This window comes from Hoeflea sp. YIM 152468 (genome assembly GCF_029210485.1).
GTDB lineage: Bacteria > Pseudomonadota > Alphaproteobacteria > Rhizobiales > Rhizobiaceae > Hoeflea.
Map to the genome: position 1 here is coordinate 127389 of NZ_JARGET010000005.1, position 14925 is coordinate 142313.

The window sequence follows — 14925 nt, forward strand, 5'->3', positions numbered from 1 at the left end:
GGACAGAGTGACATGGCATTTCGCACCCCCCGAGGCTTCATGGCCGCCATTTTCATTGGCGTGTCGACAATTTTGCCGCTGCCCGCCTGGGCTCTTGATGATGCCCAAAAGCAGGAGCTTGGCGCCTTCGTCCGCGAGTACCTCTTGGCCAATCCCGAGATTGTCGAGGAAATGCAGCAGGCACTCGAGATCAAGAAAGAAGCCGCAAGCCGGATGATGGCTCAAACAGCGATCATCGACAATCACGATGCCATTTTCCGCGCGCCCGAGGATATCGTTCTGGGCAATCCGGTCGGGGATATCACGGTTGTCGAGTTCTACGACTACAATTGCGGTTTCTGCAAACGCGCGATGAAGGACATGATTTCCCTGCTTGAGAAGGATCCGGATGTGCGTTTCGTGCTCAAGGAATTTCCGATCCTTGGCCCCGATTCCATGGCCGCACACCGGGTGGCGATGTCGTTCCGCAAAATTGCACCTGAGCAGTATCGCGATTACCACATTGCGCTGCTAAGCGGGGACGTCCGGGCCACCGAAGCCCATGCCATTGAGGTGGCAAAGGGTTTCGGCGTTGACGAATCGGCTTTGAGAGCCGGAATGGACGATCCGGCGATCGACCAATCGATCCGCCAGACCTATGAGCTTGCCAATGCCCTCGGCATCTCCGGTACACCGTCATTTGTGATCGGCAATGAGGCTGTGTTCGGCGCGGTTGGCGAAGAAGTTCTGCTTGAGAAAATCAACAATATGCGCCAATGCGAAAGCACAATTTGCTGAGCGAAAGAAAACCAGACAGTTCGACAAGGTTGCCGGATCGGTTGACACATCTCACATGGCGCAACGGCCCGCACGCGCTTCAATCGCTTGTGGACAATCGGGCTAGCTGGCGAAAGCCTTTCCCCGCGGTAAGCATAAAGTGTATGACTAGACGCCAAAGGCCTGCGATGCAGCAGGGATTACCCCCTATTCGCAGCTCTGCGATACTGACGGGCTTGTCACCGGCAGGCACAGGGCTGTAAAGGGACAGGCAATCAGCGGGATGGCTTGACCCCGTCCGTAACAACAAGAACAAAGGCAGCAGCCCGATGGCACCACGAAAACCGTCGATTGACCAGGAACTGATCCGGGATCTGGCCAATATTCTCAACGAGACCGATCTCACCGAGATTGAAGTCGAACAGGATGATTTGCGCGTCCGGGTGAGCCGGGCCGGAACGTCCCAGATGGTCCATGCGCCTGTCGCACAGCCGCAGGCGCCGGCCGTCCAGCCGGTTGCAGCCGCGCCGGCGGAAGCGACCGTTGCAGCGCCATCGGCCAATGCCGTCACTGCGCCCATGGTCGGCACGGTCTATATGTCGCCAGCACCTGGTGCAAAGCAGTTCGTGGAAGTTGGCCAGATGGTCAAGGAAGGCCAGACCATCCTGATCATCGAAGCCATGAAGACCATGAACCAGATTCCTTCACCCCGGTCCGGCAAAGTTGTCGATATCCTGGTCAGCGATGGCCATCCGGTGGAATTTGGCGAACCAATGATTGTGGTCGAGTAAGTGAGCACGGCCATGTTTTCCAAGGTCCTTATTGCAAATCGTGGTGAGATCGCGCTCAGAGTGCTGCGGGCTTGCAAGGAACTTGGCATCAAGACCGTTGCTGTGCACTCGACAGCCGATCAGGACGCCATGCATGTGCGGCTGGCTGACGAGAGTGTCTGCATAGGCCCGCCGCCGTCGCGTGACAGCTATCTCAACATCCACCAGATTGTCGCGGCTTGCGAAATCACCGGGGCGGACGCTGTGCATCCGGGCTATGGGTTCTTGTCCGAGAATGCCAAGTTTGCCGATATTCTGGACGCGCACGGGATCACCTTCATCGGCCCGACCGCCGATCATATCCGCCTGATGGGCGACAAGATCACGGCCAAGAAAACGGCTGTCTCACTTGGCATTCCCTGTGTACCCGGCTCCGATGGCGAGGTGTTTGACGTCGAACAGGCGGTCAAGGTCGCCGAAGAAACCGGCTATCCGGTGCTGATCAAGGCGACATCAGGCGGCGGCGGCAAGGGGATGAAGGTCGCCTACAATGCCGAAGAATTGCCGCAAGCCTTGTCGACCGCCCGCTCGGAAGCCTTGGCCAACTTCGGCAATGACGCAGTCTACATGGAAAAATACCTCGGTCGGCCGCGTCATATCGAAATCCAGATCATGGGCGACGGTGAAGGCAATGCGGTTCACCTGGGCGAGCGCGATTGTTCGCTGCAGCGCCGTCACCAGAAAGTCTGGGAAGAAGCCAACTCACCGTCGTTGAATGAAAATCAGCGGATGGAAATCGGGGAGATCTGCGCCGCAGCCATGCGCAAGCTGAAATATCGCGGTGCCGGCACAGTCGAGTTTCTCTACGAAAACGGTGAATTCTTCTTCATCGAGATGAACACCCGTCTGCAGGTTGAACATACCATCACCGAAGCGATCACCGGCATTGATCTGGTCAATGAGCAGATTCGCATCGCCTCGGGCGGAGGTCTGTCGATGACCCAGGAAGATATCCGCTTCCATGGTCACGCCATCGAGTGCCGCATCAATGCAGAAGATCCCGTGAGCTTCATTCCCTCCCCCGGAACGATTACCCATTATCACCCACCCGGCGGACTGGGCGTGCGCGTCGATTCAGGCGTCTATCAGGGCTACAAGATCCCGCCCTTTTACGATAGCCTGATCGGAAAGCTGATCGTTCATGGACGGACCAGGGTAGAATGCATGATGCGGCTGCGGCGGGCGCTTGACGAGTTCGTGGTGGATGGAATCAACACCACGATACCGCTTTTCAGGGACCTGCTGGCCAATCCGGATATCGCAAATGGCGATTACGACATTCATTGGCTGGAAAAATTCCTTGCTGCCAAAGCAAAGAAATAGAGCCCTGATCAGCACCGCAACACCAGGCGGTTAGGCCGTGGCGCGCGGTTCGCACTTCCAGATCACGCCTGAGCTGTTGCTGCGCGCCTATGCTTCGGGTCTGTTCCCGATGGCAGATTCGGCCGACGATCCGGATCTGTTCTGGGTCGAGCCGGAACTGCGTGGCGTGCTGCCGCTGGATGATTTTCATGTCCCGCGCCGCCTTGCCCGGACCATACGGCAGGCGCCCTATGAAATTCGCGTCAACTCCGCATTTGACAAGGTGATGGCCGCCTGCGCCGAAAGCGCGGAAAACCGGCCTTCGACCTGGATCAACGCGACGATCACGCAATTGTATGGAAGCCTGCACCGGCTGGGCCACGCCCATTCCGTCGAGGCTTGGCGTGACGGGGAACTTGTGGGTGGTCTTTATGGCGTGTCCTTGAGGATGGCATTTTTCGGCGAAAGCATGTTCAGCCGGGCGACCGACGCGTCCAAGATTTGCCTTGTGCACCTAGTTGAACTGCTGCGGGCACGCGGTTATGTGCTGCTTGATACCCAGTTTACCACCGAGCACCTCAAACGGTTCGGGGCCATCGATGTGCCACGTGCCGAGTATGCCGCCATGCTCTCGGCGGCCCTTGACGGACCGGATCTGCCATTTTCCGTTCCGCAGGATAACGACCCGGTCAGCGTCCTCAAATAACCATCGTGCCCGCCGCGGACGAAGAGCTGCGCAGCCGGTGTCAGGTCAGCGCCTGATGCGGTCTAGCGGTCCGGCAGGTGCGGGCACCCGCGGCGGGTGTGAGCATAACAGACGGGAACCACAGCAGGGGCTTTCGCGTTGAGGACGTGAAGGACCACCACCCCTACAGGAGTTACTCCCGTGACATTGACACGTTTATTGCTTGCATCGACCGCCATCAGTCTGAGCGGTTTCGGCTTTTCTCACGCAGCGCCATTCCCGCAGGCGCCGCTGTTGAACGCACCCACACCAGCGGCGATGGAACATCTCATCCGTGTTCAAATGAGCGCGGCCGACGCCGAAGCGGCCCTTGCTGCGGCCCGTGAACGCCTGGCGGCAGCTGAAGCTTCAGGGGGCGACGTTGCTACGGCCCAGGCCGAAGTCGCGGCGGCGCAAGCGCGACTTGAGGCGGCCCGGACGGCCCCTGCACCGGAACCGGCTCCGGCTCCGGCTGAAGCGCCTGCTGCAGCCGAGCCGGCAGCAGAGCCACAGGCGGCGGAAGAGGCGCCCGCCGAACCGGCTCCGGAGGTTGTGCCCGAACCTGTACCAGAGCCCGAACCTGCGCCCGAGCCAGAACCCGAGCCCGCGCCCGCGCCGGAGCCCGCGCCAAATCCAGAGCCAGAGCCAGAGCCAGAGCCGGAAACTCCCGAGGCGCCAGACACCCCGGCAGCAACCGAAGCGCCCGCGCCTGCGGAAGCACCGGCCGCAGACGCTGACGTGACATCCGAACCAGCCCCGACACCAGAACCAAAACCGGCTGTAGAGCCCGAGACACCCGCAGCTCCGGCAACCGAGGCTCCGGCTGAACCTGCACCAGATGCAGCCGAACCCGCTCCCGCTGCGCCCGCCGAGCCTGACGCCACCGAGGCGCAAGCCCCGACGCCGGAACCAAAGCCCGCATCAGAGCCCGAGACACCCGCTGCCCCGGCGACCGAGACACCGGCTGAAGCCGCACCAGATGCAGCCGAACCCGCTCCGGCTGCGCCCGCCGAGCCTGACGCCACCGAGGCGCAAGCCCCGACGCCGGAACCAAAGCCCGCATCAGAGCCCGAGACACCCGCTGCCCCGGCGACCGAGACACCGGCTGAAGCCGCGCCCGCTGCAGCACCCGAGGCAAGCGCTCCTGTCGAGCAAGACGTCCAGACCCTGCCGGTGCCGGACGGCGCGCCTGTGCTTGACAGCGCCAAGGAACAGCCCGTTGAAGGCGATCCGAATTCACCAGCGCCGGCACCGGCACCGAGCGAACCCGCCGCGCCGGCGCCGACTTCAGATGCGGAAGCCCAGGCTCCGGCGTCGCGAAGTGAACCCGCACCGCAGGCATTGTCTGAACGCGGCGAGCGGATGCGCGAACAGCCCGCCCCGGAGATCCAGACGGATGTCACCATCGTCAACCAGATCGACAATCGCACCATCATCGAAGTCGACAACCGCACCATCATCGAACATGACGAACGCGACCGGCTTCGGGCTGGAAGTGAAGAGGTCTATTATGAAAGCCTGCGTGGCGGTCGTACCCGCGAGGTCATTGTCCGGCCCAACGGTGTCCAGCTTGTCACCATCACCAACCGTTGGGGCGATGTGATCCAGCGCAGCCGGATCATGCCCGATGGGCAGGAATACGTGCTGTTCTACGCCAATGCCAACAGCGACGGCTCCCGCAACGCCTTTGTTGATCCGGGCCGCGAACTGCCGCCGTTAAGACTGTCGATCCCGATCTCTGACTATATTCTCGATGCCACCGGCGCCGAGCCGTCGGCGTTTCTCGACTTTCTGATGGAGCCGCCGGTTGAACAGGTGGAGCGCCTTTACTCGGTGGAAGAGGTGAGACGCTCTGCCCGGGTCCGCGACAAGGTCCGCCGCATCGATCTCGATTCGCTGACTTTCGAGTTCGGCAAGGCAACGATTGCCGAGGACCAGATCCAGCGGCTCTCGGACGTGGCTGACGCCATCACCGAAATCCTTGCGCGCAATCCGGCGGAAACCTTCCTGATCGAAGGTCACACCGACGCCGTGGGCCGTGACGCGGCAAACTTGCTGCTCTCGGACAAACGCGCGGAAACCATCGCTGTGGCCTTGAGCGACGTGTTTGGCATCCCGCCGGAGAACCTGGTCACCCAGGGCTATGGCGAACGCTACCTCAAGGTCCGCACCGAAGCGCCGGAACGGCTCAACCGCCGGGTCACGATCCGCCGCATCACCCCACTGGTGACACCCGTCGCCTCACGCTGAGTGACGGCATCAAGGCGCCGCGCGTTGAGCCCAGCGCGCGGCGTTTGCGTGTCTGCAATAGAAGGAATTGTGGTCAGTTGCCGGCGGACGGAGCCGGAATATCCGAGTCCAGTTTGCATTCCTTGAGCCAGACATCATAGACCGCGTGATCGACCGCGTTGAGGCCGGGAGAATCAGCAAACATCCAGCCTGTAAACAAGCGCCGGATCTTGCGATCAAGCGTGATTTCGTCGACCTCGACAAATGTCGTGGTCTTCGGCGGCTCGGTTTCATCGCGGCTGTAGCAGACGCGCGGCGTGACCTGCAAAGCGCCGAACTGGACGGTTTCGCCGACATAAACATCGAAAGTCGTGATTCGGCCGGTGATCTTGTCGATGCCGGAAAACACCGCGACCGGATTTTCAATCCGGGCGGCTGACGCCGGCATCCCGGCGACAGTCAGGATCACAACGGAAGCGATCAGCGCTGTTGCGCCCCTGGCAAATTTGCTCGCGTTCATCTTCATCGAATTCACTCGTCACCATGCCCGGACAGGGCCGCTTCGGCATCTCTATCCCAGCGCCGTCAAGGAAGCGTTAACCATGAATTGTGGCATGGCTGCGCCACAGAGGCCGGCAGGTCAGGATTTTGGCGTCCAGGCGTCATAATCGCCGGTGACATGCGGGCGGGCCCCCTGGTTGAGGATCGAGCCCTTGGGCCGGTAGGCACGGCCGGTCCCGGTCAGGTTGGGGATATGCGCCAGTTCCCAGTCTCTCGCGACATAGGTCTCCGATGCCGGCGAGACATCGGTGCGGTGATGCATCCAGCCATGCCAGCCGGGAGGAATCGCGGAGGCTTCGGAGGGACCATTGTAGATCACCCAACGCCGCGTGCGGCCTTCCGAGTCGGTCCCACCCTCAAAGTAGCGGTTGCCGGCCGCATCTTCGCCAACGCTCTTGCCATGGCGCCAGGTATGAAACCGGGTCCCCAGGGTTTGTCCGTTCCACCAGGTGAATATCTGAAGAAGTAGCGCCTTCATGAAAGCCTCTCGTCCGTGGACATGGCGACCAAATTGCGGCCGCAAGATATCCCGCCTTATGGCGCGCCCGGGCCGTATTGTCCAGTGTCAGGCACCCGGGCTCAGCGCAATTTCAGCTTGAAGCCGAGATGGCTCGGACTGAATCCCAGCCTTTCATAAAACCGGTGCGCCTCCTGACGGGTGGCGTTCGACATCAGTTGCACCAGCCGCGCGCCGTGGCCCCTGCCCTGCGCAATCGCATGGCTGATCATTTTGCGGCCAACGCCCTGACCGCGCCGGTCGCTGCGGGTATGAACCGCCCCGATGGTGAGGCTGGACGAACCCTTGCCGGTGAGCGATGTGATCAGCGTGGTCTGGAACGTGCCAACGACCTCACCGCTGCAGACCGCCACGAACAGCCAGCTGTTCGGGCTATCGGTTATGCGATCGAAGGCAGCGAGATAGTCTGCAAGATCGGCCGGGTCGGCACTGTCGCCATGCCCACTGAGCGCATCCTGTGCAAACATGGCGGCGATGGCTGCTACATCACCGCGCTCGGCGGGGCGGACCTCAACAGCCATGGGCACCGCTTCAGCCCTCCGGTTGCGACAGCGTGGCGACCGAGAACAGGACACCAAACTGCTCGCACCAGATGACCGTTGATCCCCATTCGGAAATATCGGTGCCCGCCGGGATCACGTAAGTCTGATCACCCTTGTTGCCCCTAAGCGGTCCGAGGGACAGCCATTGACTGGCACTGACATCGGCGGATTTGCGGGGATCGGGCTCCTTGACCAGCCAGACTTCAAGATCTGGTCCATTGGTGACTTCGAAATCAGTGAACCGCAACAGCGCATCACCGGCATCAGAAACCAGTATTTTTACGCTACCCGACCCGCGGTGGGCCCCGTCGACGTCGCGGAATTCACCGCTCCGGCTTTCCCGAAGCGCGAAACCGGCGGGCAATTCTTCGTTGACGATCCTGTCGATGAAGGCAGGTGAAAATGCATACCAACAGGCTGCTCCGGCCACAAAACCCAAAATGAAGACGGGAATTGCGATTTTCATGAATGGGTTCATGCACCAGGCCTCTATACTGCGATCAATCGGAAAGGTTCGTAGCATAGCTTACCTTTGGTGTCGTCAGGTAAGAATAGGATTGGCAGGGCAAAGGAGAGTTTTTCTTGCCCTGTTGGCACAGCTGTCTTGGCAGCATGAGAACGGACGCGCGCGCCTGAAGATGGCTACGCAATCCTGATGCGCAGCCGCGTGCGACTGTGATAGGCGCGGTGGCGCCTGCAGGCAAACAGGTTGGGGGGGCTCTTTGTAGGCTTTGCCAGGCTACCGCAGCAGTGGCTTTGTCAGAATCAAGGCGGGCAGGCCGGATTCGTCCTTGCCGCAATTGTCGGTGCGGCCGGTCTCGGCCATGCCGTGCGCCCTGTAGAAGGCGATTGCCGGTTCGTTGCCGGGATCGACCTCGACCTGCAGGCTTTGCGCACCGGGAAAGCAGGTCTCGATTTCGGCAAACAGATCTCGACCAATGCCCAACCCCTGGCATTCGGGGCGGACGTAAAGCTGATGCAAGGACACCGCCCTGGTGTCCGGTGCATAGCTGGCAAAGGCCATCCCGCCAATCTGCTTGCCATCATCGGCCACCAGATATTCGCCGCCTGGCTTATCCAGATTGACCTGAATTGCCGCTTCGGAATGCCACGCGGCAATGATCTCCTCGACCTTGGCAGCCCCATAAAACGGCGCATAGGTGGCGCGCCAGGTTTGCGCCAGCACGTCGCGGATGGCGTCAATATCCCTGACAGAGGCAGAACGGACAAAAAACATCAGCTTCCCTCAATTTGTCACGCTGGCGCGCCGTTCAGCCCTTCCCTGGCGGCTGACGGAGAGCGGTTGCGGGCAGAGGTGGTCAGTCTTCAATGCCGAGCTTGGCCTTGACCAGATTCTGCACCGCCTTCGGATTGGCCTTGCCGCCGGTGGCCTTCATTACCTGCCCGACGAACCAGCCCGCCAGCGCCGGCTTGGCCTGCACCTTTGCCACCTGATCGGGATTGGCGCCGATCACGTCGTCCACGGCCTTTTCAATGGCGCCGGTGTCGGTGACCTGCTTCATGCCGCGGCTTTCAACGACTTCGGCCGGATCACCCCCCTCTTCCCAGATGATCTCGAACAGATCCTTGGCGATCTTGCCGGAAATGGTGCCGTCCTTGATCAGGTCGATGACGCCACCAAGCTGGGCGGGCGAAACCGGAGTCTCTTCAATACCTTTGCCGGATTTGTTCAAGGCGCCCAGGAGGTCGTTGATAATCCAGTTGGCGGCCATTTTGCCGTCGCGTCCCGCCGCCACTTCCTCGAAATAATCGGCAATCGCCTTTTCCGACACCAGAATCGAGGCGTCGTAGACGCTCAGCCCCATCTCGGCGACGAAACGGGCTTTCTTGTCGTCGGGCAGTTCCGGCAGATTTGCCTTCAGCGCGTCGACAAAGGCCTGATCGAATTCGAGCGGCAACAGATCCGGATCGGGGAAATAGCGGTAATCATGCGCGTCTTCCTTGGAGCGCATCGAGCGGGTCTCGCCCTTGCCTGGATCAAACAGCCTGGTTTCCTGTTCGATGGTGCCGCCATCCTCGATGATGGCGATCTGGCGTCGGGCTTCGTAATCAACCGCCTGACCGATGAAGCGGATCGAATTGACGTTCTTGATCTCGCAGCGGGTGCCGAATTCGCCACCGGGCTTCCTGACCGAAACGTTGACGTCGGCGCGCAAGGAGCCTTCGTCCATATTGCCGTCGCAGGTGCCGAGATAGCGCAGGATGGAGCGCAGCTTGGTGACATAGGCCTTGGCCTCGTCAGCCGACCGCATGTCCGGCTTGGAAACGATTTCCATCAACGCCACGCCCGAGCGGTTGAGGTCGACATAGGACATCGACGGATGCTGGTCATGCATCGACTTGCCGGCATCCTGTTCCAGATGCAGACGCTCGATGCCGATCTCGATGTCCTCGAAATTTCCCTGGCGGTCGGGGCCGACCGAGATGATGATCTCGCCCTCGCCGACGATCGGATCCTTGAACTGGGAGATCTGGTAGCCCTGCGGCAGATCCGGATAGAAATAGTTCTTGCGGTCAAACACCGAGCGGTTGTTGATCTGTGCCTTGAGACCAAGACCGGTGCGCACGGCCTGGGCCACGCATTCCTCATTGATCACCGGCAACATGCCGGGCATTGCCGCATCGACCAGGCTGACATTGGAGTTGGCCTGGTTGCCGAAGGTGGTCGACGCGCCAGAAAACAGCTTCGAATTGCTCGTGACCTGCGCATGGACCTCAAGGCCGATAATGATCTCCCAATCGCCGGTGGCGCCGGGGACCAGTCGTTTCGGATCAGGAGTGCGGGTGTCGACAAGTGTCATGGCAGGCTCATTATCTGTGATGGATCAGCTCCCAGTCGGGTAGAACAAAGACGGCGGGACTGCAAGGCTTTCCGGGAATTGAGACGCGGCGGACGCCCGAAAACCACTTGCGATTTGTTTGACCGAGATCAAAGCGGCCGGCCCTCGCCCATGCGACATTCCCATTCGCAGCACCGGGGAGAAGATCATGAGCGTACTTGATATTTTCAATCGACTGACCAGGCGGGCAGATCTGATGAATGCCATGATGAGCAAGATCGGCGTGGCTGACGAGATCTGGAAGCTGCCCGACCATGCCGGAGTTCTGCGCCGCGCCGCCAACCGTTGCCTGACATGCGACAAGCCCGATGCGTGCGCCCATTGGCTGGCGCATGAACCTCACCCTGCAGAGGCGCCGGAATTCTGCCACAATCGGGATCTTTTCGCCCGGGCGCGAAAAAAGGCCGATCACAAATCCCAACCCGTCGCCTGATTCTCAAATCCCTCTAAGGCAGAGCAAACCTTGCCCAACTGCCGACCCCGGAGCGGACAGCCCGCCTCCGGGTCTTTTTTGCCATTGGCGATGCCCTGCCGGGCAGCGGTCAGATGCCGTAGAGGCCATCTTCGTCAACACCGCTATCCATTGGTTCAATCTCTGGTTCCTCCTGATCAAACTCCTTGATCATCTCGACCTTGTCGATGTCCTGGTCGAGAGATTCGGAATAAGTGACGAAATAGGTTTTCACGTGATAGCCCAGACGCTTGCAAAGCCGGATGGCGCCGGCATTGCGCGCATGGGTATCGAGCCGTGCCGATGGATAGCCACGCTGCCGGATGCCGGTTTCGATGTGCCCAAGCAGCGCGGTGCCGATGCCCCTGCCCTGAAATTCCGGCAGCACCCAGAGATCGGTGATGAAGTCATCGGCCCTTTCGCAGGAGCCCCAACCGGCCAGATCGCCGTCCCACTCGGCCACAACAATGTCGGTCCAGCAGCGGGTGCAGAAATCGTAATAGGCTTCTCTGGCATTTTCGCGCAGCCGGTCGGCGTCCTCGCCCCAGACACGAATTGCCTTCTCCCACGCAGCCAGACCGATCCGGGCCAAATCCTGGGCTTCGGCGGAACTGGCGGGCCTGATGGTCAGCATTGAGACGGCTCCACGTCAGCGGCCGTTACGGTCGCACCGGCCTGGACCCATCATCTTCGTCTGTTACGCGAGGTTCATCAAGCCCTGAGGGTTTTTGCGGCGGTAACCGCACGGTACACCGGCCCGACAGGCCCCCCACGTGATCGCAATTCGGGACACTGTGCCTACCACCACTTCTTCGGCTCGAACCGGCCTGCCGCCTGTTCGATCACATGGGCGGTCTTGAACAGGGTTTCTTCCTCGAACGGGCGGCCGATCAGTTGCAGACCGAGCGGCAGACCCTGGGGATCAAGCCCGGCGGGCACGGCGATGCCGGGAAGGCCTGCCATGTTGACCGTGACGGTGAAGATGTCGTTGAGGTACATCTTGACCGGATCGCTGGCCAGGTTCACGTCACCAATGGCAAAGGCCGACGACGGCGTCGCCGGCGTCAGGATGGCGTCGACACCGGCGTCAAACGCCAGTTCGAAATCCCGCTTGATCAGGGTGCGGACCTTCTGGGCGCGCAGATAATAGGCGTCGTAATAGCCGGCCGAGAGCACATAGGTGCCGATCATGATGCGGCGCTTGACCTCTTCGCCAAAGCCCTCGGCGCGGGTTTTTTCGTACATCTCGGCAATGTCCTTCCCGGGCACGCGCAGGCCGTAGCGGACACCGTCATAGCGGGCCAGATTGGACGAGGCTTCAGCGGGCGCAACGATGTAATAGGCGGGCAGCGCATATTTGGTGTGCGGCAGTTCGATGTCGACGATCTCGGCGCCGGCATCCTTGAGCCAGGCTATGCCCTGCTGCCACAGCGCATCGATCTCGGCGGGCATGCCCTCGATACGGTATTCGCGCGGGATGCCGATCTTCAGCCCCTTGACCGAACCACCCAGCGCCGCTTCGTAATCCGGCACCGGCAGATCCACCGAGGTGGTGTCCTTGTCGTCGACGGAGGCCATGGATTTGAGCAGGATCGCCGCATCGCGCACGTCGCGGGCAATCGGGCCGGCCTGATCGAGCGAGGAGGCGAAGGCGGCAATGCCCCAGCGCGAACAGCGGCCATAGGTCGGCTTGATGCCGACCGTGCCGGTGAATGCCGCAGGCTGGCGGATCGAGCCGCCGGTGTCGGTCGCGGTGGCGCCGGCACACAGAAGCGCCGCCACTGCCGCTGCCGAGCCGCCGGAAGACCCGCCGGGAACCAGATTGGCGTTCGAGCCTTCAGCCCGCCACGGGTTGATCACCGGGCCGTAATAGGAGGTTTCATTGGAGGAGCCCATGGCGAACTCGTCCATGTTGAGCTTGCCCAGCATGACCGCCCCGTCGGCCCAGAGATTGGCCGTGACGGTGGACTCATAGCGCGGCTCGAAGCCGTCGAGCACATGGCTGCAGGCCTGGGTGTGGACGCCCTGGGTGGCGTAGAGGTCCTTGATGCCGAGCGGAATGCCTTCCAGCGCCCCGGCGGTGCCGCCAGCACGGCGGGTGTCGGAGGCTTTGGCCATCTCGCGGGCCTTGTCTGGCGTGATCTTCACATAGGCGTTGATCGCCGGGTTGGCGGCGTCAATGGCCGCCAGATAGGCGTCGGTCAGATCAAGACTGGAGAAGGTGCCCTTGTTCATTTCGTCACGAGCTTGGGCGATGGTCAGACGGGTCAGGTCGGTCATGCGGACAACTTCTTTTCAAAGAACCGGAAACAGCCGGGATCAGGATAATTAGGCGCGGCGCCACATTCGGTGAAGCCATGGTTTTGACAAGGCCGGACGGCGGCGCGGCAGATCGCGTTGAAGATACCCGTCGCCACCGACACCGGCATCGGCTTACTCGACCACCTTGGGCACGAGGAAGAAATTGTCGGTGGTTTCGGGCGCGTTGGCAACGATGTCCTCGGCCTTGGAGCCGTCCGTGACGGCATCGGTGCGCTTTCGCATCGCCATCGGCGTGACCGAGGTCATCGGCTCAATGCCCTCGACATCCACTTCGGACAGCTGTTCGACGAAGCCCAGGATAACATTGAGTTCGCCTTCCATGCGGGCTGCATCTTCATCTGTAACAGCGATGCGGGCGAGGTGCGCAACACGTTTGACGGTGGCAAGATCTACGGACATCAGGTCCTCATCAGATGGTGTGAACAGGTTGCCCCGCTATAGCGGCGCGCGGCGGAGCGCGCAACCGCGGGCCATCGTTTTGTCTTTCTCAGGTCTGCCGCACCGGCGCTTCAGACCTCGATGCTTTCACCGGACCTGGGCACGGCAACGTTTTTGGCGTCGTCTTCCATCGCATCAACAAACGCATCGGCGGTCTGGTCAAGGATCGGGAAGGTTCCGTAGTGGCAAGGCAACACCTTGGCAAAGGAGAAGAACCTGCGGCACGCAAGTGCTGCCACGGCTCCGCCCATGGTGAAGCGGTCACCGATGGGCACAAGGCCGATTTCCGGGCGGTGCAATTCGTTGATCAGCGCCATGTCAGAGAAAATATCCGTATCGCCCATGTGCAGCACACCGGGCTCGTCCTCGAAATGCAGCATCAGCCCGTTGGCTGAGCCAAGCGAATGCGACACGCCATCCGAGGTGATCGAGGCCGAGGAATGCAGCGCATTGACAAATGTGGCGGAAAAATTGCCCAGCGAAACGGTTCCGCCGGTGTTTCCCTGCTCTATCTTGTCGAGCCCATGATGATGACCGAGCCAGGCCGCCAAATCGGCATTTGCCAACACCACCGCGCCGGTTTCCCTGGCGATGGCCACCGTGTCGCCGACATGGTCGCCGTGACCATGGGTGAGCAGGATGTGGGTGACGCCCTTGACGGCATCCTTGCGGTCGTTGCCTTCAAAGCCTGGGTTGCCGCTGAAGAACGGATCAATGAGAATGGTCGAGCCGGCGGTCTGCAACCGGAATGCCGAATGGCCTAGCCAGGTGATTTTCATGGATTACCCTCTCTCGCATTTGAGGTACTTGTTCGCTAAACCCACCATCTAGCGCGGCTGGCGCTGTGGTGCAAAGGCGGAGAGACAGATATGGCGGCGATTGCGATCGAGGACCTGGGCGAGCGGCTTCTGCCGGGCCAAACCATTGCCGGCATAGATCTGGGCACCAAGACCATAGGGATTGCCGTGTCGGACCTGTCGCTCCGGCTGGCCTCCCCCCGCCCGATGATCAAGCGTCAGAAGTTCACACTTGACGCAATTGCCCTGATGGCGGCGCTGCAGCGCGACAGGGTCGGCGCCGCGGTGATCGGGCTGCCGGTCAATATGGATGGGAGCGAAGGGCCGCGGGCACAGTCGACGCGCGCCTTCGTGCGCAGTATGGCGGAGAAATCCGACCTGCCGTTTGTATTCTGGGATGAGCGGCTGTCGACCGTGGCGGCGGAGCGGGCGCTGATCGAGATGGATGTGTCGCGCAAGAAGCGCAAGGAGCGGATTGATTCCGCTGCCGCCAGCTTCATTTTGCAGGGCGCGCTGGATCGTCTTGCCGGGCTGCGGCGCTCGTGAGGCTGACCCCGTTCAAACGGATGCATCTGGACGATATCGGACCCGCGCC

At 61.1% G+C, this 14925-nt stretch carries 17 protein-coding genes; 7 read left to right on the forward strand and 10 right to left on the reverse strand.

Annotated elements, in window-relative coordinates:
- The first annotated feature begins 12 nt into the window (after positions 1-12).
- The 5 genes from PZ897_RS02635 (at position 13) to PZ897_RS02655 (ending at position 5862) form a co-directional block, all read left to right on the forward strand.
- A complete protein-coding gene (locus tag PZ897_RS02635) occupies positions 13-777 on the forward strand; it encodes a DsbA family protein (RefSeq protein WP_275749741.1) in 765 nt (254 codons plus the stop codon).
- 308 nt (positions 778-1085) lie between these two features.
- Entirely contained in the window at positions 1086-1547 is a 462-nt protein-coding gene (gene accB, locus PZ897_RS02640) for an acetyl-CoA carboxylase biotin carboxyl carrier protein (protein WP_275749742.1), read from the forward strand.
- Between the two features lie 12 nt (positions 1548-1559).
- Positions 1560-2909: an acetyl-CoA carboxylase biotin carboxylase subunit gene (accC, locus tag PZ897_RS02645; protein ID WP_275749744.1), complete on the forward strand. Its 1350-nt coding sequence runs from the start codon at positions 1560-1562 to the stop codon at positions 2907-2909.
- A gap of 37 nt (positions 2910-2946) precedes the next feature.
- The gene (gene aat, locus PZ897_RS02650; protein ID WP_275749746.1) at positions 2947-3594 is read left to right on the forward strand and encodes a leucyl/phenylalanyl-tRNA--protein transferase; all 648 of its coding nucleotides are present in this window, start codon (positions 2947-2949) and stop codon (positions 3592-3594) included.
- 180 nt (positions 3595-3774) lie between these two features.
- Complete coding sequence (locus PZ897_RS02655; RefSeq protein ID WP_275749748.1) at positions 3775-5862, forward strand: OmpA family protein; 2088 nt, start codon at positions 3775-3777, stop codon at positions 5860-5862.
- A gap of 73 nt (positions 5863-5935) precedes the next feature.
- Here PZ897_RS02655 and PZ897_RS02660 read toward each other — a convergent pair whose 3' ends face one another.
- From PZ897_RS02660 to gatB, 6 genes are all read right to left on the reverse strand, one after another.
- Entirely contained in the window at positions 5936-6361 is a 426-nt protein-coding gene (locus PZ897_RS02660) for a DUF2155 domain-containing protein (RefSeq protein ID WP_275749750.1), read from the reverse strand.
- Positions 6362-6481: 120 nt separating this feature from the next.
- Positions 6482-6880, reverse strand: a complete 399-nt coding sequence (locus tag PZ897_RS02665; protein ID WP_275749751.1) for an NADH:ubiquinone oxidoreductase subunit NDUFA12 — start codon at positions 6878-6880, stop codon at positions 6482-6484.
- A gap of 101 nt (positions 6881-6981) precedes the next feature.
- The gene (locus tag PZ897_RS02670) at positions 6982-7440 is read right to left on the reverse strand and encodes a GNAT family N-acetyltransferase (RefSeq protein ID WP_275749753.1); all 459 of its coding nucleotides are present in this window, start codon (positions 7438-7440) and stop codon (positions 6982-6984) included.
- A gap of 10 nt (positions 7441-7450) precedes the next feature.
- Entirely contained in the window at positions 7451-7927 is a 477-nt protein-coding gene (locus PZ897_RS02675; RefSeq protein ID WP_275749755.1) for a DM13 domain-containing protein, read from the reverse strand.
- A gap of 273 nt (positions 7928-8200) precedes the next feature.
- A complete protein-coding gene (locus tag PZ897_RS02680; protein ID WP_275749757.1) occupies positions 8201-8698 on the reverse strand; it encodes a GNAT family N-acetyltransferase in 498 nt (165 codons plus the stop codon).
- A gap of 82 nt (positions 8699-8780) precedes the next feature.
- The gene (gene gatB, locus PZ897_RS02685) at positions 8781-10283 is read right to left on the reverse strand and encodes an Asp-tRNA(Asn)/Glu-tRNA(Gln) amidotransferase subunit GatB (RefSeq protein WP_275749758.1); all 1503 of its coding nucleotides are present in this window, start codon (positions 10281-10283) and stop codon (positions 8781-8783) included.
- 187 nt (positions 10284-10470) lie between these two features.
- On the opposite strand from gatB, the gene PZ897_RS02690 reads away from it, so the two are divergent.
- Positions 10471-10755, forward strand: a complete 285-nt coding sequence (locus PZ897_RS02690; protein WP_275749759.1) for a DUF6455 family protein — start codon at positions 10471-10473, stop codon at positions 10753-10755.
- A gap of 109 nt (positions 10756-10864) precedes the next feature.
- Here PZ897_RS02690 and PZ897_RS02695 read toward each other — a convergent pair whose 3' ends face one another.
- The 4 genes from PZ897_RS02695 to PZ897_RS02710 all read right to left on the reverse strand — a co-directional run bounded on the left by PZ897_RS02695 (position 10865) and on the right by PZ897_RS02710 (position 14312).
- Positions 10865-11407, reverse strand: coding sequence for a GNAT family N-acetyltransferase (locus tag PZ897_RS02695; RefSeq protein ID WP_275749760.1), 543 nt, complete (start codon positions 11405-11407; stop codon positions 10865-10867).
- 164 nt (positions 11408-11571) lie between these two features.
- Positions 11572-13053, reverse strand: a complete 1482-nt coding sequence (gene gatA / locus PZ897_RS02700; RefSeq protein ID WP_275749761.1) for an Asp-tRNA(Asn)/Glu-tRNA(Gln) amidotransferase subunit GatA — start codon at positions 13051-13053, stop codon at positions 11572-11574.
- A 153-nt stretch (positions 13054-13206) separates the two neighbouring features.
- The gene (gatC, locus tag PZ897_RS02705) at positions 13207-13494 is read right to left on the reverse strand and encodes an Asp-tRNA(Asn)/Glu-tRNA(Gln) amidotransferase subunit GatC (RefSeq protein ID WP_275749762.1); all 288 of its coding nucleotides are present in this window, start codon (positions 13492-13494) and stop codon (positions 13207-13209) included.
- Between the two features lie 110 nt (positions 13495-13604).
- Complete coding sequence (locus tag PZ897_RS02710) at positions 13605-14312, reverse strand: metal-dependent hydrolase (protein ID WP_275749763.1); 708 nt, start codon at positions 14310-14312, stop codon at positions 13605-13607.
- Positions 14313-14402: 90 nt separating this feature from the next.
- On the opposite strand from PZ897_RS02710, the gene ruvX reads away from it, so the two are divergent.
- Entirely contained in the window at positions 14403-14876 is a 474-nt protein-coding gene (ruvX, locus tag PZ897_RS02715; protein ID WP_275749765.1) for a Holliday junction resolvase RuvX, read from the forward strand.
- Positions 14877-14925: the final 49 nt, after the last annotated feature.